Origin of the sequence: Inquilinus sp. CA228 (assembly GCF_052078665.1) — a bacterium.
Lineage (GTDB): Bacteria > Pseudomonadota > Alphaproteobacteria > DSM-16000 > Inquilinaceae > Inquilinus.
Window position 1 is genome coordinate 1 of the sequence record NZ_JBQJIK010000089.1, and the last position, 17,710, is coordinate 17,710.

23 protein-coding genes are annotated in these 17,710 nt (G+C 70.9%); 7 read left to right on the forward strand and 16 right to left on the reverse strand.

Annotation, left to right across the window (positions count from 1 at the left end):
- Positions 1-215: 215 nt before the first annotated feature.
- From ACTOWL_RS32075 to ACTOWL_RS32085, 3 genes are all read right to left on the reverse strand, one after another.
- Complete coding sequence (locus ACTOWL_RS32075; protein WP_441325357.1) at positions 216-1,259, reverse strand: aldo/keto reductase; 1,044 nt, start codon at positions 1,257-1,259, stop codon at positions 216-218.
- 88 nt (positions 1,260-1,347) lie between these two features.
- Positions 1,348-1,581, reverse strand: coding sequence for a hypothetical protein (locus ACTOWL_RS32080; protein WP_441325358.1), 234 nt, complete (start codon positions 1,579-1,581; stop codon positions 1,348-1,350).
- Positions 1,578-2,231 (reverse strand): RNA polymerase sigma factor, encoded by a 654-nt coding sequence (locus tag ACTOWL_RS32085; RefSeq protein WP_441325359.1) that lies wholly within the window; start codon positions 2,229-2,231, stop codon positions 1,578-1,580. Before ACTOWL_RS32085 ends, ACTOWL_RS32080 begins: the two co-directional genes overlap by 4 nt.
- Positions 2,232-2,261: 30 nt before the next feature.
- Between ACTOWL_RS32085 and ACTOWL_RS32090 the strand changes: the two genes are divergently transcribed.
- Positions 2,262-3,590 (forward strand): protein-L-isoaspartate O-methyltransferase family protein, encoded by a 1,329-nt coding sequence (locus ACTOWL_RS32090; RefSeq protein WP_441325360.1) that lies wholly within the window; start codon positions 2,262-2,264, stop codon positions 3,588-3,590.
- Between the two features lie 207 nt (positions 3,591-3,797).
- Here ACTOWL_RS32090 and ACTOWL_RS32095 read toward each other — a convergent pair whose 3' ends face one another.
- Positions 3,798-4,418 (reverse strand): FMN-dependent NADH-azoreductase, encoded by a 621-nt coding sequence (locus ACTOWL_RS32095; RefSeq protein WP_441325361.1) that lies wholly within the window; start codon positions 4,416-4,418, stop codon positions 3,798-3,800.
- A gap of 148 nt (positions 4,419-4,566) precedes the next feature.
- Here ACTOWL_RS32095 and ACTOWL_RS32100 point away from each other — a divergent pair, with 148 nt between their 5' ends.
- On the forward strand, positions 4,567-5,040 hold the full coding sequence (locus ACTOWL_RS32100) for a winged helix-turn-helix transcriptional regulator (RefSeq protein ID WP_441325362.1): 474 nt from the start codon (positions 4,567-4,569) through the stop codon (positions 5,038-5,040).
- Between the two features lie 108 nt (positions 5,041-5,148).
- On the opposite strand, the gene ACTOWL_RS32105 is transcribed toward ACTOWL_RS32100, so the two are convergent.
- Complete coding sequence (locus ACTOWL_RS32105) at positions 5,149-5,379, reverse strand: DUF1127 domain-containing protein (protein WP_441325363.1); 231 nt, start codon at positions 5,377-5,379, stop codon at positions 5,149-5,151.
- A 294-nt stretch (positions 5,380-5,673) separates the two neighbouring features.
- Entirely contained in the window at positions 5,674-6,534 is an 861-nt protein-coding gene (locus ACTOWL_RS32110; protein ID WP_441325364.1) for a LysR family transcriptional regulator, read from the reverse strand.
- A 41-nt stretch (positions 6,535-6,575) separates the two neighbouring features.
- Here ACTOWL_RS32110 and ACTOWL_RS32115 point away from each other — a divergent pair, with 41 nt between their 5' ends.
- The 4 genes from ACTOWL_RS32115 to ACTOWL_RS32130 all read left to right on the forward strand — a co-directional run bounded on the left by ACTOWL_RS32115 (position 6,576) and on the right by ACTOWL_RS32130 (position 9,166).
- Positions 6,576-7,568, forward strand: a complete 993-nt coding sequence (locus ACTOWL_RS32115) for a DMT family transporter (protein ID WP_441325365.1) — start codon at positions 6,576-6,578, stop codon at positions 7,566-7,568.
- A gap of 109 nt (positions 7,569-7,677) precedes the next feature.
- Positions 7,678-8,064 carry an NADH:ubiquinone oxidoreductase subunit NDUFA12 gene (locus tag ACTOWL_RS32120; RefSeq protein WP_441325366.1) on the forward strand — a complete coding sequence of 129 codons (387 nt, stop codon included), beginning with the start codon at positions 7,678-7,680 and terminating at the stop codon, positions 8,062-8,064.
- A gap of 23 nt (positions 8,065-8,087) precedes the next feature.
- Positions 8,088-8,660: an outer membrane lipid asymmetry maintenance protein MlaD gene (gene mlaD, locus ACTOWL_RS32125; protein ID WP_441325367.1), complete on the forward strand. Its 573-nt coding sequence runs from the start codon at positions 8,088-8,090 to the stop codon at positions 8,658-8,660.
- Positions 8,661-8,668: 8 nt separating this feature from the next.
- Positions 8,669-9,166, forward strand: coding sequence for a DUF2155 domain-containing protein (locus tag ACTOWL_RS32130; RefSeq protein WP_441325368.1), 498 nt, complete (start codon positions 8,669-8,671; stop codon positions 9,164-9,166).
- Here the strand turns inward: ACTOWL_RS32130 and ACTOWL_RS32135 are convergent.
- The 3 genes from ACTOWL_RS32135 to aat are packed head-to-tail and all read right to left on the reverse strand — an operon-like array spanning position 9,132 to position 11,154.
- Positions 9,132-9,533: an MAPEG family protein gene (locus tag ACTOWL_RS32135; RefSeq protein ID WP_441325369.1), complete on the reverse strand. Its 402-nt coding sequence runs from the start codon at positions 9,531-9,533 to the stop codon at positions 9,132-9,134. The two genes, ACTOWL_RS32130 and ACTOWL_RS32135, sit on opposite strands and share 35 nt — an antisense overlap.
- 59 nt (positions 9,534-9,592) lie before the next feature.
- Positions 9,593-10,507, reverse strand: coding sequence for a GNAT family N-acetyltransferase (locus tag ACTOWL_RS32140; RefSeq protein WP_441325370.1), 915 nt, complete (start codon positions 10,505-10,507; stop codon positions 9,593-9,595).
- The gene (gene aat / locus ACTOWL_RS32145) at positions 10,504-11,154 is read right to left on the reverse strand and encodes a leucyl/phenylalanyl-tRNA--protein transferase (RefSeq protein WP_441325371.1); all 651 of its coding nucleotides are present in this window, start codon (positions 11,152-11,154) and stop codon (positions 10,504-10,506) included. Before aat ends, ACTOWL_RS32140 begins: the two co-directional genes overlap by 4 nt.
- 293 nt (positions 11,155-11,447) lie before the next feature.
- On the opposite strand from aat, the gene trpS reads away from it, so the two are divergent.
- Positions 11,448-12,488, forward strand: a complete 1,041-nt coding sequence (gene trpS / locus ACTOWL_RS32150; protein WP_441325372.1) for a tryptophan--tRNA ligase — start codon at positions 11,448-11,450, stop codon at positions 12,486-12,488.
- A gap of 9 nt (positions 12,489-12,497) precedes the next feature.
- On the opposite strand, the gene ACTOWL_RS32155 is transcribed toward trpS, so the two are convergent.
- The 7 genes from ACTOWL_RS32155 to aroQ form a co-directional block, all read right to left on the reverse strand.
- Complete coding sequence (locus ACTOWL_RS32155) at positions 12,498-12,932, reverse strand: hypothetical protein (RefSeq protein WP_441325373.1); 435 nt, start codon at positions 12,930-12,932, stop codon at positions 12,498-12,500.
- A 73-nt stretch (positions 12,933-13,005) separates the two neighbouring features.
- Positions 13,006-13,419 (reverse strand): hypothetical protein, encoded by a 414-nt coding sequence (locus tag ACTOWL_RS32160; protein WP_441325374.1) that lies wholly within the window; start codon positions 13,417-13,419, stop codon positions 13,006-13,008.
- Positions 13,420-13,452: 33 nt separating this feature from the next.
- Positions 13,453-14,301, reverse strand: a complete 849-nt coding sequence (locus tag ACTOWL_RS32165) for a hypothetical protein (RefSeq protein WP_441325375.1) — start codon at positions 14,299-14,301, stop codon at positions 13,453-13,455.
- A gap of 76 nt (positions 14,302-14,377) precedes the next feature.
- On the reverse strand, positions 14,378-15,283 hold the full coding sequence (locus tag ACTOWL_RS32170) for a hypothetical protein (protein WP_441325376.1): 906 nt from the start codon (positions 15,281-15,283) through the stop codon (positions 14,378-14,380).
- 147 nt (positions 15,284-15,430) lie between these two features.
- Positions 15,431-16,768, reverse strand: coding sequence for an acetyl-CoA carboxylase biotin carboxylase subunit (accC, locus tag ACTOWL_RS32175; RefSeq protein WP_441325377.1), 1,338 nt, complete (start codon positions 16,766-16,768; stop codon positions 15,431-15,433).
- Complete coding sequence (gene accB / locus ACTOWL_RS32180; RefSeq protein ID WP_441325378.1) at positions 16,768-17,217, reverse strand: acetyl-CoA carboxylase biotin carboxyl carrier protein; 450 nt, start codon at positions 17,215-17,217, stop codon at positions 16,768-16,770. Before accB ends, accC begins: the two co-directional genes overlap by 1 nt.
- Before the next feature lie 7 nt (positions 17,218-17,224).
- The gene (aroQ, locus tag ACTOWL_RS32185; RefSeq protein ID WP_441325379.1) at positions 17,225-17,689 is read right to left on the reverse strand and encodes a type II 3-dehydroquinate dehydratase; all 465 of its coding nucleotides are present in this window, start codon (positions 17,687-17,689) and stop codon (positions 17,225-17,227) included.
- Between the last annotated feature and the right edge of the window lie 21 nt (positions 17,690-17,710).

Here is a 17,710-nt window from a genome sequence, read left to right on the forward strand (position 1 = left end):
GCTCCACGCTTCCTTCAGACCCCGCCTCACGGCGACGCCCTTGCGCTTCGCTAGTCCTTCACCGCCATCAGGCTGGACAGAGGACTTCCACCTCCAAGCTGTCGATCATGCTCGGCACACCGTAGGGGGGGGTCGCGGTACGCGAACCCAACATCGTGACGATCGAGCCAGTGTTGGGTTCGCCAAGGCGAACCCAACCTACGACGCGAGGGTTTTTACCCCTCCCGCTTGGTCCAGGCGGTCGGCTTCGGGTTGCGCTCGAAGCCGATCTGGTGCCAGTAGGGATAGGCCGGGGTGCGGTGGCTGGCATCGTCCAGCAGCGCCACCTGCTCCGGCGTCAGGCTCCAGCCGACGGCGCCGAGATTCTGCTTCAGCTGCTCCTCGTTGCGGGCGCCGACCACGATGTTGGCGACGGTCGGCCGCTGCAGCAGCCAGTTCAGCGCCACCTGCGGGATGGACTTATTGGTCTCCTGCGCCACCCGGTCGAGCGCGTCGACCACGTCGTACAGGTATTCGTCGTCGACCGGCGGCCCGCCGACATCGCCGCCGGAGGCGACGCGGCCCGCTCCGGCCGGCTGGCCACGCCGGATCTTGCCGGTCAGGCGGCCCCAGCCCAGCGGGCTCCACACCATCAGCCCGACCTTCTGGTCGACGCCGAGCGGCATCAGCTCCCACTCGTAGTCGCGGCCGATCAGCGAGTAGTATCCCTGATAGGCGACGTAGCGGGCCAGGCCATATTTCTCCGACGTCGCCAGCGCCTTCATCAGGTGCCAGCCGGAGAAGTTGGAGGCGCCGATATAGCCGATCTTGCCGGCGCGGGTCAGGTCGTCGAGCGCCCGCAGGGTCTCGTCGACCGGCGCGATCGCGTCGAAGCCGTGCATGAAGTAGAGGTCGATGTGGTCGGTGCCCAGCCGCTTCAGGCTGGCCTCGCAGGCCCGGATCAGGTGGTGTCGCGACGAGCCCACCTCGTTCGGGCCCGATCCCATGCCGAAGGTGGCCTTGGTCGAGATCAGCACCTGGTCGCGCCGGCCCTTCAGGGCCTGGCCGAGGATCTCCTCGGAGACGCCCTGGCTGTAGACGTCGGCGGTGTCGAAGAAATTGACCCCGGCCTCCAGGCACAGGTCGACCATGCGGCTGGCCTGGGCGACGTCGGTGCTGCCCCAGCGCTGGAAGAATTCGTTGGTGCCGCCGAAGGTGGCGGTGCCGAAGCTGAGCACGGGAACCTTGAGGCCGGACCCGCCGAGCTGACGGTATTCCATGCATCTCTCCGTTGGTGACGGTGTGTCGGGTTTGCGGCCGCAGGCTAGCAGCTTGGGCCGCTTCCGCCAGACCGTTTGTCGCCGCGGGTCAGTGCCAGCGTGGTGGCGGCAGCCAGGGCCGTGGAACGGGGGCCGCGGGAGCGGCCGGGGACGCGACGGCCCCGGCGCGCCGGATCACGCCGCGGACATCCCAGGCGCTGTAGGAGACCTTGCGCCCGGCCTCGGTGGCGGCCTGCCGGATTTCATCCTCCGGGGCGGCAGCGAGCTCGGCCTCCAGCGCGTCCAGCAGGTCTTCGAGCGCATGGTCGGGGCGATGCGTCATGGCGACCCAATGAGGCCATGGCGCAGCAGCGCCCGCCTCATCCTCTTGCGCGTGGACTCGTATTCGGTCACGGACAGGCCCGCGCGCCGTCGGATCTCCCCGGCCGACAAGCCCTGGCTCAGCCCCAAGATGACGGCGAGCGCCGCCGGGTCGTCGGCGAACAGCCGGTCGATCGCCGCCAGGGCCTGGGTGGCGGCGGCGATGCGCTCCGGGTCCGGCGCCTCCGATGCGACCTCCGCCGCCTGCACCGACAGCGCGGCCGCCGTGGTCCGGTGGCGGCGCCAATGATCGCTGCGCAGGCTGCGCATGATGCCGGCCAGGAAGGCGATCAGCTTCACGTCGGGCGGCCAGGGCCGGGAGCCGTCGAGGGCGCGCAGCACCGCTTCGTGCAGCAGCTCCTGCCAATCCACCCCCGGCAGGCCGCGGCAGCGCAGCCGCGCGATCGCCTGCAGCCGCAGCAGGTCCGGCTCGGACAGTGCCGCGAGCGCACGCCGGACCTCCTGTTCGGTCCGGCCGACGGCCTGGCGCGCGATCCACGGCTTGAGGGGCGAGGTGTCCTGCATCCGCTGCACTATGCGCATGTCGCGGCCGGGTGCGGACAGGGGCCGTGAAAATTTTTCCCTGTCCGCGTGCGGGCCGGGCTTGCGCATTCCTCGGCAGGCAACCGGACCGGAGGGATCATGGAGCCGGAGATCGAGGCGCACATCACCCGCTTCCTGGCCATGCTCGACACGGCCTTCCGTCGCCGCGGCGAGGAAGGCCTGCCGGAGCGACTCCGGCGGGCGGTGCAGGAGGCGCCGCGGCATCGCTTCGTGCATCGGTTCCAGGCCGATCGGGCCGGGCCGGTCGAGGATTTCGATGCCGGGCGCCATCTCGCCGCCGTCTACAGCGACCGGGTGCTGGCCCATGTCGGGCCGGACGACGCCACGCTCGACTCGACCAACTCCCAGCCCAGCTACGTGCTGTGGCTGCTGCACCGGCTGGGGCTGGAGCCCGGGCATCGGGCGCTCGAGATCGGCTCCGGCTCGGGCTGGCTCACCGCCGTGATGGGCCGGCTGGTCGGCGACGGCCATGTGGTCGGGGTGGAGATCCTGGGCGACCTCGCCTGCCGCAGCCGTGCCGATTTGGCGGCGCTGGGCATCGCCAATGTCGCGATCGTTGAGGGCGACGGCGCCGCCGGCCATGCCGCCGGGGCGCCCTATGACCGGGCCATGGTCACCGCCGCGGTCTGGGACCTGCCGGCGGCGCTGTTCGAGCAGGTGGCCGAGGGCGGCCGGCTGCTGCTGCCGGTCGCGCTGGCGGGCGGCGCCGGCCGCGACTGCCATGTGGCGGTGCTGCACCGGGAGGGCGACCGGTTCCGGGCGCTGGAGGCGGTCCCCGGCCATTTCGTCCGCTTCACCGGCCCGGAGCAGGAGCGGGGCGCCAAGCGCCGGCGGCTTGAAGAGCTGCCGTTCTGGCCCGGGATTGATGCGACGCCCGTGCTGCATCGGTCGCTCTCGCTCGGCCTTCGCGATCCGGCCCGGTTCGGCGGCGCGGCCCATGCCTTCCGCCTGTTCCTCGGCCAGACCGAGCCCGGCTTCACGGTGTTCGATGACGGGGCGGGCGAGGACCTGGCGATCGCGCCCTTCGGCCTGGTCGATGCGGCGGCGAGATCGGTCGCTGTCTGCCGTCCCGGAATGCTGCTGGGGTACGGCTCGCCCGAGGCGGTGCGACGCCTCGACTCCGCCTACCGGCGCTGGACGGCGCTCGGCATGCCCGGCCCGGCGGCCTTCGAGCTGGAGGTGGTGCGCGCGGAACAGGCGCCCCGGTCCGGGCGAAACCTTTGGGTCGAGCGGCGTGGTGTGAGTGCCCTGGTCTGGCATCTGGCGGCAACCCGGCCGCGGCAAGGCGTCCGGCAAGCCTGCCCGGACAACGCCGTTGTGGTAGGATCTCTCCATGAACCAGAACGTCGAAAGCCTGATCCTGGAACACCTGCGCCATATTCGGGCCCAGGTCGACTCGCTCCGTGAGGTGCAGGCCGAGCACGGCCGACGGCTGCTGACGATCGAGTCAGGGATCGCCTCTCTCCGACGCGAGCAGGCCGGCGACGCCGAGACCGTCGTCAATGTTTAGGCACTGATCGACCGTCTGCGTGAGGAAATCGAACGCATCAAGCGGCGGCTGGAACTCGCTCCCTGATCGCCGGGACCGGCCTCCGGCCGATCCCGGAACCGGGATCAGGCCGCCCGGGCCGTGATCGTCGAGACCTTGTCCAGCGCGCCGGCCACGGCCTTCTCCGCCACGTCCGGGCCGTAGGCGACGCCTTCGACCGCGATCGCCTCGACATCGGTCACGCCGATGAAGCCAAGCAGGTGGCGCAGATAGGGCTCCTGGAAGTCGAAGGGCTTGGAAGGGCCCTCGGAATAGACGCCGCCGCGGGCCTCGACCAGATAGGCCTTCTTGCCGGTGACCAGGCCGTGTACGCCGGTCTCGTCGTAGCGGAAGGTGGCGCCGGCGCGCAGCAGATAGTCGAACCAGCTCTTCAGCGTCGAGGCGAGGCCGAAATTGATCATCGCCGAGGCGATGACGATGGTGTCGGCGGCGAACACCTCCTGCACCAGCTTGTCGGACAACGCCAGCGCCGCCTGCTGCGCCGGGCTGCGGGCCTCGGCCGGCAGCGCCTGGGCGGCCAGGAAGTCCTCGCCGATATGGGGCAGCGGCTGCGCGGCCAGGTCGCGGCGGACGACGGCGCCGCCCGGGGACTGCGCCTGCAGCCGGTCGACCAGGGCGGTCGCGACCTTGGTCGACAGCGAGGCGGCGCCGCGCGGGCTGGAGGTGACGAACAGGATTCGGCTCATCGGGAACGGGTCCTCATGGTCGAGGGACAGGGGGATGGGCCGGCCGGCCGATGGAAGACCCCGGGGTTGATCAAACCCAGGGGTAGTCACATTTAGTGACTGGGGCTAAATTGATGACTGCCCGAGAGCCGCGCAAGGAGGCACATTTTTGGAACCGAGCAACAGCGATGAGCCCGCCCACAACGATTGCCGGGCGATCAGCGACGTGCTGGCCCGGGTCGGCGACAAATGGACGGTGATGGTGGTCGGGCTGCTGTCGGACGGGCCGATGCGCTTCAACGAGTTGCGCCGGACCATCGGCGGCATCTCGCAGCGGATGCTGACGCTGACCCTGCGGGGGCTGGAGCGGGACGGGCTGGTGACCCGCACCGTGTTCCCGACGATCCCGCCGCGGGTGGATTACGCGCTGACCGATCGCGGCCGGACCCTGATCGAGCCGCTCAAGGCGCTGTTCGCCTGGGCGACCGAGCACAACGCGGCGATCGAGCAGTCGCGGAAGTCGTTCGACGTGGAGAAGCCGGGCGCCGAGGTGCCGCATCCGCCGCGCAAGGTCCCCGCCCTGGTCCGGCCGAGGCCGGCGGCGATGGCCGATTTCGATACGAACGGGCCGACCGGCCGGTAAGTCCGGCGGACGGCGCACAAAAGAAAACCCCGCCGGCTTACGCTCGGCGGGGTTTTCGCGACCCGGATCCGGGGGAGGAGACGGACCGGGTGCCTCCGGTCGAGCCGATCACGCGGCGCGACGGATGACCGAATCTTCGTTCGCGGCGGCCGTGGCCGGACGCAGCACGGCGACAGTGGCCGGGGCGATGTTGGTGTCGCGGGCGGCGCGCGCCAGGCGCTCCGAGATGGTGCCGCGGTTCATGCCGATATCGGCCAGCAGGCGGTCATCGAGCTGCATCAGGGCAGCATAGGCACGACGACGGTCCCAGGCGGCGACAAGCTTGTTGATCAGGTTCACTTCAGCATTTCCTTGTTCACGTGCCGCGTCCAGCGAGGTTCGCGGCGCGGTGTGCGTTGTTTTGCACGAGCCGATATATGCGCTTACGGTAGCTATGCTTCCACCCCTGCTCTTCGCACCGCAGCAATGCATCGCCTGCATTGCCTGACATTTGAGCGCCACCTCCGCCCAGCTTCTGCCTCGAACCCCGGAATTCGTCGCAATTCCGCCATAAAGTGCCATGTTGCAGTGCAAACCGATTGGGCGAGTGGTGCTTCCTGGATGGGCGCCGGGACATGTTAAGTGTGATTACCATCACACCCTGGCGGCGCGATCCGGCAGGGCCAGGCCATCGGTCAGATGCCGGGCCAGCAGCTCGCCGGCCGGCGCCAGGCCGGGGGCGCGGTGCAGCCGTATATCGGCCTCGGGCAGCGGCGGCATGCCGTCGCGGTCGCTCAGGCGTCGCAGCTCCGGCGGCAGCAGCCCGGCCTTGACCACGGTGACGGCCAGCCCCTGGGCGGCGATCGCGGTCACCGCCGCCAGGCTGTGGCTGACGAAGGCGAGGCGCCAGGGCAGGCCGGCGGCGTCGAGCGACGCCATCGCCCAGGCCCGGAACAGGCAGCCTTGCGGATAGAGGGCGAGGGGCAGGGGCGGGCACCGGTCGGCGGTGACGTCGCGGCCGGCGGCCCAGACCGCCTGCTCGCGCCGCAGGAAAATGCCGCCGCCGTCGCCCGCCGCATGCATCGCCAGCACCAGGTCGAAGCGCTCGCCCAGCCGCGGCAGCATCGGCGTGGTCAGCCCGGTCACCATCTCGACCTGGATGCGCGGATGGGCGGCGGCAAAGCCGGCCAGCAGCGGCGGCACCAGCCGGGTGCCGTAATCCTCCATCACGCCGAGCCGCACCACGCCCTCGACCTGCAGGTCGCGCAGCCGGCCCATCGCCTCGGCCGAGACCGACAGGATGCGGCGAGCATAGCCCAGCAGCACCTCGCCGGCCGGGGTCAGGCGCAAGCCGCGGCGGCTGCGGTCCAGCACCGCGGCGCCGACCGCGCCCTCCAGCCGCTGGATCTGCATGCTGACGGCCGACTGGGTCCGGTTCAGCGCCGCCGCGCCGCGGGTGAAGGAGCCATGATCGGCGACGGCGACGAAAGCGCGCAGCAGGTCCGGGTCGAGCATCCGCGGCTCCATCATGGTTCGTGATTCAGCAGATCATGATTATGCGTTTCCGTGAAGCCGACCTCGTTCCTATCCTGCGCCGCACGGTGGAGGAGGGGCGGGCGATGGCGCGCGAAGGACTCGGTGTGGCGGCGGCGCTGGCGTCGAGCACGCTCGGCGGCACCTCGGTGGTGGCGACGCGCCACCTGATGGGCGCGCTGGACCCGGCGACGCTGGGCGTGTTCCGCTTCGGCATCGGCTGCGCCCTGCTGCTGCCGGTGGTGCTGGTGCTGCGCTCGCCCTGGCCGCCGTGGCGCGACCTGCCGGCAGTCGTGCTGCTGGGTCTGCTGTTCTTCGCCGCCTTCCCGTTCCTGTTCAACGCCGCCCTGGCCCACACCACCGCGGCGCGCGGGGCGCTGGCGCTGTCGACCCAGCCGCTGCTGACCCTGGCCGTGGGCGCGGCGCTTGAGGTGGAGCGGCTGACCCCGCGCAAGGTGGCCGGGGTGCTGCTGGCGATGGCAGGGGTGGCGCTGGCGCTCGGCGCCGGCCTGGCCGACGCCCCGCCGGGCGCCTGGCGGGGCGACCTGCTGATGGTCGGGGCGGCCGGCTGCGGCGCCCTCTATAGTGTGTGGTCGCGGCCCTTGGTCCGGCGGTCCTCGCCTTTGTCCTTCAGCGCGCTCGGCATGGCGGCGGGTGCCTGCGGCCTGGCGGCGCTGGCGCTGTCGACCCGGCCGGCGGCGCTGCCGGCACTGGATCCGGCGGGCTGGGCCGCCGTGCTGTATCTCGGCGTGGTCGGCGGCGCCCTGACCTTCTTCCTCTGGGTCTTCGCCCTCGGCCGCACCACCCCGACCCGGGTGGCGATCTCGGTCGCCGTCAACCCGGTGGTGGCGGCGCTGCTCGGCACGCTGACGCTGGGCGAGCCGCTCGGCTGGCCGCTGCTGGCGGGCCTCGCCGCGGTCGCCGCCGGCATCGGGCTGACGGCGACAGACGGCCGGCGGACCGCCCCGGGGCCGGCCGTCGGCACCGCTGCGCCGGGTCCAGCCCGCCTGCCTTGAAAATGCCCCGCGGCGCGGCGGCGCGCGCACTGGACGGGCGCGGTCGGCGATGCCATAGTCCGCGCCGTTCGGCGGCCGGGGGCCGTCACCCGGCATGTCCTTGGGATCCATGGCCTTCGATCTGACCGAATTCGGGCTCCGCGCCTATCTCCGTTTCGTCACCTGGCGGCGTGGCCAACTGGTCGGCCAGGATGCCCTTGGCAGCCGCTACTACCGCAGCCGCAAGGTCGCCAAGGGCGGCCGCGAGAGGCGCTGGGTGGTGTTCGACGGCGGCAAGTCCGAGGCGACCCGCGTGCCGCCGGAATGGCATGGCTGGCTGCACCACACCTTCCAGGAGCCGCCGGGCGACACCAGCCCGTTCCGCCGCCCCTGGCAGCAGCCGCCCGAGGCCAACCCGACCGGCACCGGCCATGCCTATCTGCCGCCCGGCCATCCGCTGCGCGGCAGCCATCGTGCCAAGGCGACCGGCGACTACGAGCCCTGGACGCCGACGTGACCGGGCAGGTCTGAGGAACAGCGATGCACAGGAACGTCATCGAGACGGTGATGGGCGCGGTCGTGCTGGCCGTCGCCCTGGTCTTCCTGGGATTCGCCTATACCAGCGCCAATCTCAGCTCGACCTCCGGTTACACGCTCAAGGCGCAGTTCAACCAGGCCGACGGCGTCGGCGCCGGCACCGATGTGCGGATCGGCGGCGTCAAGGTCGGCACCGTCACCAGCATCACCCTGAACCCCGAGAGCTATCTGGCGGATGTCCTGCTGTCGATCGACCCGTCGGTCAAGCTGTCGCAGGACACCGCCGCCGCGATCAGCAGCGACGGCCTGCTCGGCGGCCGCAGCCTCTCGCTCAGCCCCGGCGCCCGGCCGGACGACCCGAATGGCTGGCTGAAGGACGGCGACACCATCGAATACACCCAGTCGAATCCGAGCCTGGAGCAGCTGCTCGGCCAGGTGATCTTCAGCATCGGCCAGCTCGGCGACAAGGGCAGCACCGGCGGTGCCGCCGGCGGGGCGACGGGCGGCACCTCCGGGGCGCCGGCCCAGGAGCAGGCGCCGCAGCAGGGCAAGCCGGCCGGCATGTTGGGGAATTGATCCGGACCATGCGCAGCCTTCTCGTGCTTCCCGCGCTCGCGGCGCTGGCCGCCGCGTCCCTCCAGGGCGCCGCCCAGGCCGCGGCCACGATCGACCAGCCGATCGCCGAGCTGCGCGGGCTCGACAAGATCACGGCGCGGACCCAGCCGCTCGAGGCCAAGGTCGGCGAGACGGTGCAGTTCGGCACGCTCGGCATCACCGTCCGCGCCTGCCGCAAGGCGCCGCCCGAGGACCCGCCGGAGAGCGCGGCCTTCCTCGAGATCACCGACACCCCGCCCAGCAAGCCGGCGGCCACGGTGTTCAGCGGCTGGATGTTCTCCTCCTCGCCCGGCGTCTCGGCGCTCGACCACCCGGTCTACGACGTCTGGGTGGTCAGCTGCACCGACACCTCGCCGGCCGCCGCCGCGGCCCAGCAGGAGGTCGACGAGAATGTGCCGGACGCCTCGCCGCTGCCGCTGCCGGAGATGAAGATCATCCCGCCGGCGCTGCCGCCGGGCCGCCAATAGCGGCCAGCACGAACAGGCCGAGCACGCAGAGGAAGCCGAGCGACCAGATGTTCGAGCGCAGGCTCGGCCGGTCGGCGGCATAGGCGCCGGTATAGGCGAGGCGGGCCAACACGAAGAGGCCGGCCAGGATGTCGGCCCAGCCCTGCGGCGCGCCGCGCATCTGGGCGATGATCACCGCCGCGGCGAAGGCCGGGAACGTCTCGAAATGGTTGCGGTGGGCCCAGTCCAGCCGCTGCTGCCAGCCGGTCAGCCGCTCCATGTCCCGGCGCGGGGCGTGGTTGTCGACCCGCGACGTCACCTTGGCCGGCATCACGGTCAGATAGGGCAGCAGGATGGCCGCCAGGACCATCCACAGGGCGAAGCTCATCGCGGCGACTCCGGCAGCATCTGCCGTATTCTCTCCGCGGCCCGCTAGCTGGGAAAGCGCTATCCGCCGGCCGGAAAATCCTTGGCGTAGACCGGGATGGTCTCGGCGACGGCGAAGCCGTGGCGCCGGTACAACGCCAGGGCGGCGTCGTTGACTGCCGCCACGGTCAGCGTGGCGCTGCCGGCCCCGGCCGCATGCAGCCGGCGCAGGCTCTCGGCCACCAGGATGTCGCCCAGCCTACCGCCGCGATGCTCCGGGTGGCGCCCGATCAGGGCGACGTCGCCCTCGCCGCCGGCGACCTTGGGCGGATGCACGCGCAGGAAGCCGGCGACAGCGTCGCCGCGCAGGATCAGCCCGTGCTGGTCGGGCATCGCCCGGGCCCGGGCGGCGAAGCTCTCGAAATCCGGCACGCTGGCGCCGGGCACCGGCCCCATGGCGCGGCTGACGGCCTCGTGCTGGCTGCGCATCGTCGCCTCGGTCGGCGGCGACCAGCGCAGGCCTTCGGGCAAAGGCGGCACCGGCGGCGGCGCGGTGTCCAGCTGCCGGCGCATCGTATTCATGCGGTAGGCCTCGAGGAAGCCGTGGGCCTCCAGCTCGGGCCCGCGATCCAGGAACAGGTCCTCGGCGTCGACCTCCAGCCGGCCGCGCGGTCCGGCGGCGGTGATCGCCTCGGCCTCCGCCAGCAGGAAGGCGGCGAGGGCGTCGCGGTCGCCGTCCGGATGCAGGCACAGCAGCACGAGGTTGGCGGAGTTGGCGTCGTTGGCGCAGGCGTCGACCACCGCGGCGACGGCGACCCGGCGGCCCTCGGCATCGACCGCGTCGATGATGCTGCCGGGGCCCAGCACCAGGCGGGACAGGCCCCAGCGCGGCTCGAACGGCGTGGTCGGCACCGGATGCGCCTCGATGAAGCCGATCAGCGTGTCGTCGATCGGGCCGTCCGGCACCGGCCGGCGGCGCAGGGGCAGGGCGGTCATGGCTCCTCCGCACGGGAATGCAGCAGCAGTTCCAGCTCCGGCTCCGGGTCGGCGCCGGCCCAGTCCGGCCGCAGCGCCAGCGCCGCGTCCAGGCGGCGGCGATATTCGGCGCGCTCGATCTCGACCGTGCCGAAGCGGGCCAGATGGTCGGTGACGAACTGGGTGTCGAGCAGGGCGAAGCCGGCGGCGCGCAGCCGGGCGACGAGATGGACCAGGGCCACCTTGCTGGCGTCGGTGGCGCGGCTGAACATGCTCTCGCCGAAATAGGCGCCGCCCAGCGCCACGCCGTACAGCCCGCCGGCCAGCGTGTCGCCGTCCCAGCATTCGACGCTGTGGGCGAAGCCGGCTCGGTGCAGCGTGGTGTAGAGGGCGACGATCTCGTCGTTGATCCAGGTGTTCGGCCGGTCGGGGGAGGGCGCGGCGCAGCCGGCGATCACCGCATGGAAGGCGTGGTCGGCGGTGACCTTGAAGCGGCCGGCCTTGACCGTCCGGGCCAGGCGGCGCGGCACATGCACGCCGTCCAGCGGCAGGATGCCGCGCCGGGGCGGGTCGAACCAGTGCAGCTCCGGGCTGTCCGCTGATTCCGCCATCGGGAAGAGTCCGGCGGCATAGGCGCGCAGCAGCAGCTGGGGCGTGACTCGGGTCATGGCCGGAACCGGATCATGGTCCCATGGATATGGGCGGCGCTCATGTCCCGTCGATAGCGGAGGGCAGGGCCCGCGTCCACCCGTCGCCGTCTTTTCCGCGCGGCCCGCCTGCTGTAGGATGCCGGCCATGACGAAGCCCGCGACCCTGTTCCGGAATTGGTGGCGCAGCGCCTGACGGCGGCTGCGCGTGCTTCGTCCTGCACCCTGGCCGCTCCGATGGAAGCGGCCTTTTTCATGTCCCGAAGCGGCGATCCATCCGAGCGGCCATTCCTCTGCTCGAAAGGATTCGTCCCATGTCCGCTCTTGCCGCCCTGACTCCGGAGCCCGAGATCACCGCAGCCGATGTCGTGCTGACCGGCGACCGGCCGACCGGGCCGCTGCATCTCGGCCACTATGCCGGCTCGCTGGCCAACCGGCTGCGGCTGCAGCGCCTGTGCCGGCAATTCGTGCTGATCGCCGACCTGCAGGCCCTGACCGACAACGCCGCCGACCCCGGCCGGGTCAGCCGCAACGTGATGGAGGTGGCGCTCGACTACCTCGCCATCGGCCTCGACCCGGCGTGCAGCGCCATCGTGCTGCAATCGGCGGTGCCGGAGATGGCCGAGCTGGCGATGCTCTACCTCAACCTGGTCACCGTGGCACGGCTGGAGCGCAACCCGACGGTGCGCGATGAGATCCGCCAGCGCGGCTTCGCCCGCGACTTGCCCGCCGGCTTCCTGTGCTACCCGGTCAGCCAGGCGGCCGACATCACCGCGGTGGCGGCGACGCTGGTGCCGGTCGGCGCCGACCAGGCGCCGATGCTGGAGCAGACGGTCGAGATCGTGCGCGCCGTCAACCGCCTCGCCGGCGCCGCGGTGCTGCCGGAGCCGCGCATCCTGTTGTCGACCACGCCGCGGCTGCCGGGGCTGGATGGCCAGAGCAAGGCCAGCAAATCGGCCGGCAACGCCATCGACCTGCGCGACGATGCCGACACGGTCCGCGCCAAGATCCGACGGATGTACACCGACCCCACGCATCTGCGGGTGGAGGATCCGGGCCGGGTCGAGGGCAATGTCGTCTTCGCGTATCTGGACGCCTTCGACCCCGATCCCGCGGCGGTGGCCGATCTCAAGCACCGCTACCGCGCCGGCGGGCTGCCGGACATGGCGGTGAAGCGCCGGCTGGAGGAGGTGTTGGAGGCGCTGCTGGCGCCGATCCGCGAGCGCAGGGCCGCCCTGGCGCGCGACCCGGGCGAGGTCCGCGCCGTCCTGCGCCGCGGCACCGAGGCGGCGCGGCAGCAGGCGGCGCAGGTGCTGGAGGCGGTGCGCGGCGTGTTCGGGCTGGTGCGGCCGTGAGGCCGCGCCTCAGTAGCTGGCGGTCAGGTTCAGACGCTTCAGCATCGCCGTCAGCCTGGCCAGCTCGCTGATCTCGCCGGGTTCCAGCTCCGCCAGCTCGGTGAGAGGGAACGCCGGCTGCGGCGCCAGCGACAGCCGGAACGGCCCGCGCGGCTGCGGCATGGACTGGATGAAGCGGCCGATCGCCGCCACCGACTCCTTCGGCACCCCTGCCGCGACCAGGATGGCCAGCTGGGCCATGCCCTGCAGCTTGGCCGCGGCGATCGCGCCCTCCGGGTCGGTCTCGCCGTCCGGCAGCGCCAGCAGCGCCGGCAGCGGGGCATAGCCTTCGAACATGCCCTGGTTGTCGAAATCCACGGTCAGGGACTGCAGCAGCAGCCCGGCGAGGGCCTTGTCGCCCGGCAGCGTGTCCGCGGCAATCTGGTCGAGATCCGGGCCGCGCAACGCTGCCGTGACGGTGATGTGGCCGATCTGGTCGCCGCGGAAGGTGGCATCCCGGATGGTCAGGACATCGGCGTCATAGTCGTAGTCGAACGAGACCTCGACCGGCTTCTGGACCAGCTATCATCTGATAGGCGGTCGCCGCCGGCATGGCCGGCGCGAAGAAGCGGATGCCCTCGGCGCGGACCGACAGCGTCAACGGCAACCGGTTGGTGTAGAAGCGCTTGAAGTCGATCCGGTCGATGGTCAGCGACCCCACCATCCAGCCCTGGTACTGGCTGATCGTGATCTGCAGGTCGGTATAGCGGCAGCCGGTGTCGCCGAGCGGCGTCACCTTGCCGACCGTCGGGTCCTCCTCGGTCGCCTTGCCGATCAACGGGATAAGGTCGCGGCAGCGCTGCACCGGGTCCGCCGGCATCGGGGCGGCCTGGGCCAGCGGAGCGAGGCCCGCCGCGACGATGCCGGCAGCGGCGCTCAAGATGCGGGTCATGACATTCTCCGTCTCGGTCGGATCAGGGCGCGGTCAGTAGGTGACGACGAGGTTCAGGCGCTCCATCGCCTGCCTGAGCCCGGGATCGGCCGGGTCGAGCCGGGTCAGGGGAATCGGCGTCGATGGTGTCGCGCTGATCGTGATCGGGCGCCGGGGCGACGGAAGATCCCCGACATAGGCCGTCAGCGCCTCGACCGCCGGCCTGGGGACGCCGAAATCGGGCCACCGCGCCAGATTCGCCGAGATCTCGCGCTTGACGTCGTCGATGGCGGCCGGGCCACCGGGCCCCGACAGGCCGAACACGGCCATGCTGAGGAAGCCTGCGTCGACGGCATGAAGCCGGACGCGACGCAGCCTGATCGTCTCCTGGTCTGCGTCGTCGGGCCAGAACCCGCCATGGTCCGGCAGGCTGTAGCCCTCGACCTCGCCGCTCAGGCTCAGCTCGCCGAGGGTTGGGCCTCGGAGCGTCAGCTCCTTCAGCGTGAACACCTCGGCCCGGACGTCGAGATCGTAGTCGGCGGAGACGTTGAAGGTCCCCAGGACGGAGAACCCTTCTCTGGTTCGGATGACGATGTCCTGCATGCGGAGCGTGACCGCATCGGGAAGCTGGCCGTTGTAGATCCGCTCGAAGTCGAGGCGATCGACCGTGATCTGCGCGATCGAGATCGACCCGGTCGTCCCGGTCACACCGGTGAGCCTGCAGCCCTTGCTGCCGACCGGTTCGATCCGCTCGGCCGTCGTGGCGCCGTAAAGCAGGATCGGGATCATTCGCAGGATGCCCGCGCACCGCTCCACCGGATCGGTGGGGACGGGTTCCGCCCGGGCTTGATCGGTCGGCAACAAGGCAGCCGTCACCAGCGCCAGGATCGCCATCGTCTTCATGCCGGTCTCCTGAGACGGCGATGGCCGGGGAGTCGCCGCCCCGGCCATCGCTTCACATCAGGTCCGATCGCAGCCGTCAGTAGCTGACGGCGACGTTCAGGCTCTTCACCAGGTCCATCGACGCGGCCTCGCCCGGCTTGATCGTGGCCAGCTGCGCCAGCGGCACCGGCGCGACCGGGTCGATCGAGATCGTCAGCGGGCCCTTCGGCGCCGGGAAGTCCTGGGCGAAGGACATCAGGCTCTTCACCGCGGCCTCCGGCACGCCGATCGCCGACAGCGCCGCCATGCCGAGCACAGCCTGGCTCTTGCCCTGCTCGATCGCGGTCTTCGGGTCCTCGCCCTGCGCGGTCGCGAAGGCGATCACCTTGTCGATGATGCCCTTGTTCTCGAAATGCAGCTTGATCTTGCGCAGCGAGGCCGTGCCCAGCAACTGGGTCGGGTCGGCCGCGGCCGCCGGGTCGGCGGCGTCGATGCCGTCCAGCGCGCCGTCCAGCGAGATCTCGCCCAGCGCGTCGCCGCTGAGCTGGAACTCGGTCAGCGTGAATTGCTTGGTGGCGGCGTCGAGCGCATAGTCGACCGCCATGTCGAACGGCTCCTCGCCGAGGACGGCCTTGACCTCCGGGTTGTCGATCGAGATGCCCGTGGCCTGCGCCGTCAGCGTGTTCGACGGCTTGCCGTCATAGGCCTTGGCGAAGTCGAGCTTGTCGAAGGTGATCTCGTCGATCGTGACCGTGGTCGGCGTCTTGCCCGCGGCCACCTTGTCGGCCGGCTCGACCATCTTCAGGTCGGTGAACTTGCAGCCGGAGTCGCCGAAGGACTCGACCGTGCCGACCTCGGCATTGTGCATCGGCGAGTCGGCCGGGGCGAGGGTCAGCAGGCCCTTGCAGCGCTCGACCGGGTCGGACGGGACCTCGGCCGCGAAGGCCGGGGCGGTGATCAGCGCGACCAGGGCCGCCGCCGTCGAAGCACGAAACACGCTCATATGCATCTCCTCGCATAACGGGGCGGCACCGGACCCGCAGGCCAGCCTGCGACAGCGATCGCATCCCCTCGATCGCCATCCCGGGCGCGGCGCCCGGGACACGCCCTGTTCTTAGTCTCAGAATTGGGCTGAATTCAGGCCAGTGCCCTACTTCGCCATCAGCTTCTCGAGCCAGCGGATGTCGTAGTCGCCGTTGATGAAGTCCGGCTCGGCGATCAGCCTAGCATGCAGCGGCAGGGTGGTCTTCACCCCGTCGATGACATACTCCTCCAGCGCCCGCCGCAGCCGCATCAGGCATTCGTTGCGGGTGCTGCCGCGCACGATCAGCTTGGCGATCAGGCTGTCGTAATGCGGCGGGATGCGGTAGCCGTCATAGATCGCGCTGTCGACCCGCACGCCCAGCCCGCCGGGCGCGTGGTAGCCGTCGATCCGGCCGGGGGAGGGGGTGAAGGTCTCCGGGTCCTCGGCGTTGATCCGGCACTCGATGGCGTGGCCCTGGAACACGATGTCGTCCTGGGTGTAGCCGAGCGGCGCGCCGGTGGCGACGCGGATCTGCTCGCGCACCAGGTCGATGCCCGAGATCTCCTCGGTGATCGGGTGCTCGACCTGCAGCCGGGTGTTCATCTCGATGAAGTAGAACTCCCCGTCCTGGTACAGGAACTCCATCGTGCCGACGCCGCGATAGCCCAGCTTGCGCGCCGTCTCCGCCGCCAGCCCGCCGATGAAGGCGCGCTCCTCGGCGTTCAGGGCGGGCGAGGGGGCTTCCTCGATCACCTTCTGGTGCCGGCGCTGGATCGAGCAGTCGCGCTCGCCGAAATGCACCACGTTGCCGTGGGTATCGGCCAAGAGCTGGATCTCGATGTGGCGCGGGTGGTCGAGATACTTCTCGACATAGACGCTGTCGTTGCCGAAGGCGGCGCGGGCCTCGTTGCGGGCCATGCTGTAGGCCTCGGGCAGCTCGGCATCGGTCATGGCGACCTTCATGCCCTTGCCGCCGCCGCCGGCCGTCGCCTTGACCAGCACCGGATAGCCCATGCCGCGGGCCAGCGCCTGGGCCTCATCGACCGTGTCGACGGCGCCGTCGGAGCCGGGGACCACGGGCAGGCCGGTGGCCTTGACCGCGTCCTTGGCGGCGATCTTGTCGCCCATCACCCGGATATGCTGCGCGGTCGGGCCGATGAAGGCGAAGCCGTGCTCCTCCACCATCTCGGCGAAGCGGGCGTTCTCGGCCAGGAAGCCGATGCCCGGATGGATCGCGTCGCATCCGGTGATGGTGGCGGCGGAGAGCAGGGCCGGGATGTTGAGGTAGCTGTCGCGCGCCGCCGGCGGGCCGATGCAGACCGCCTCGTCGGCCAGGCGGACGGCCATGCCGTCGCTGTCGGCGGTGGAGTGCACGACCACGGTGCGGATGCCCATCTCGCGGCAGGCGCGATGAATGCGCAGCGCGATCTCGCCGCGGTTGGCGATGAGGACCTTCTCGAACATCAGTCGATCACGACGAGCGGTTCGGCGAACTCCACCGGCTGGCCGTCCTCGACCAGGATCGCGCTGATGGTGCCGGAGCGCGGGCTGCGGATCGGGTTCATCACCTTCATCGCCTCGACGATCAGGATCGTCGCGCCCTCGGTCACCTTGTCGCCGACCTTGACGAAGGCCGCGGCGCCGGGCTCGGGCGACAGGTAGACGGTGCCGACCATCGGCGAGGTGACGGCGTTCTTCGGCGGGCCGGCCGGGGTGGCGGGCGCGGCCGCCGGGGCGGCAGCAGCAGCGGCCGGGGCGGCCATGGGCGCGGCATAGGTGGTCACCGGCGCCGGCTGGCGGTTCAGCCGGATGCGGCGGTCGCCCTCGGAGAACTCGATCTCGGTCAGGCCGGTCTCGTCGAGAAGCTTGGCCAGGCTGCGGACGAATTCGGGATCGAGGCTGAAGGTGCTCATCAGTGCTTCACCGGTCGGTTTCAAGGAGCCGCGCCATCGCCTGCAGGGCCAGAAGATAGCCGTGCACGCCCAGCCCGCACACCACCCCGGTCGCCGCCAGCGAGACATAGGAATGGTGCCGGAACGCTTCGCGGCGAAAGATGTTGGAGAGATGGACTTCGATCACCGGCAGTTCCGCCGCGTTCAGCGCGTCGAGGATGGCGACCGAGGTGTGGCTGTAGGCGCCGGCATTGACGATGATGCCGTCGTGGGCGGTGCGGGCCTCCTGGATCCAGGTGACCAGCTCGCCCTCGTGGTTCGATTGCCGGAAGTCGATCTCGAGCTCGATCTGCTCGGCCTCGTCGGCGCAGGCCTGCTCGATGTCGGCGAGCGTGTCGCGGCCATAGATCTCGGGCTGGCGCACGCCCAGCATGTTGAGGTTGGGGCCGTTGAGGATAAGGACCGTCGGCCGGTCCGACTGGATCGCCGTCACGCGTCGCTGCTCCCGGAATCA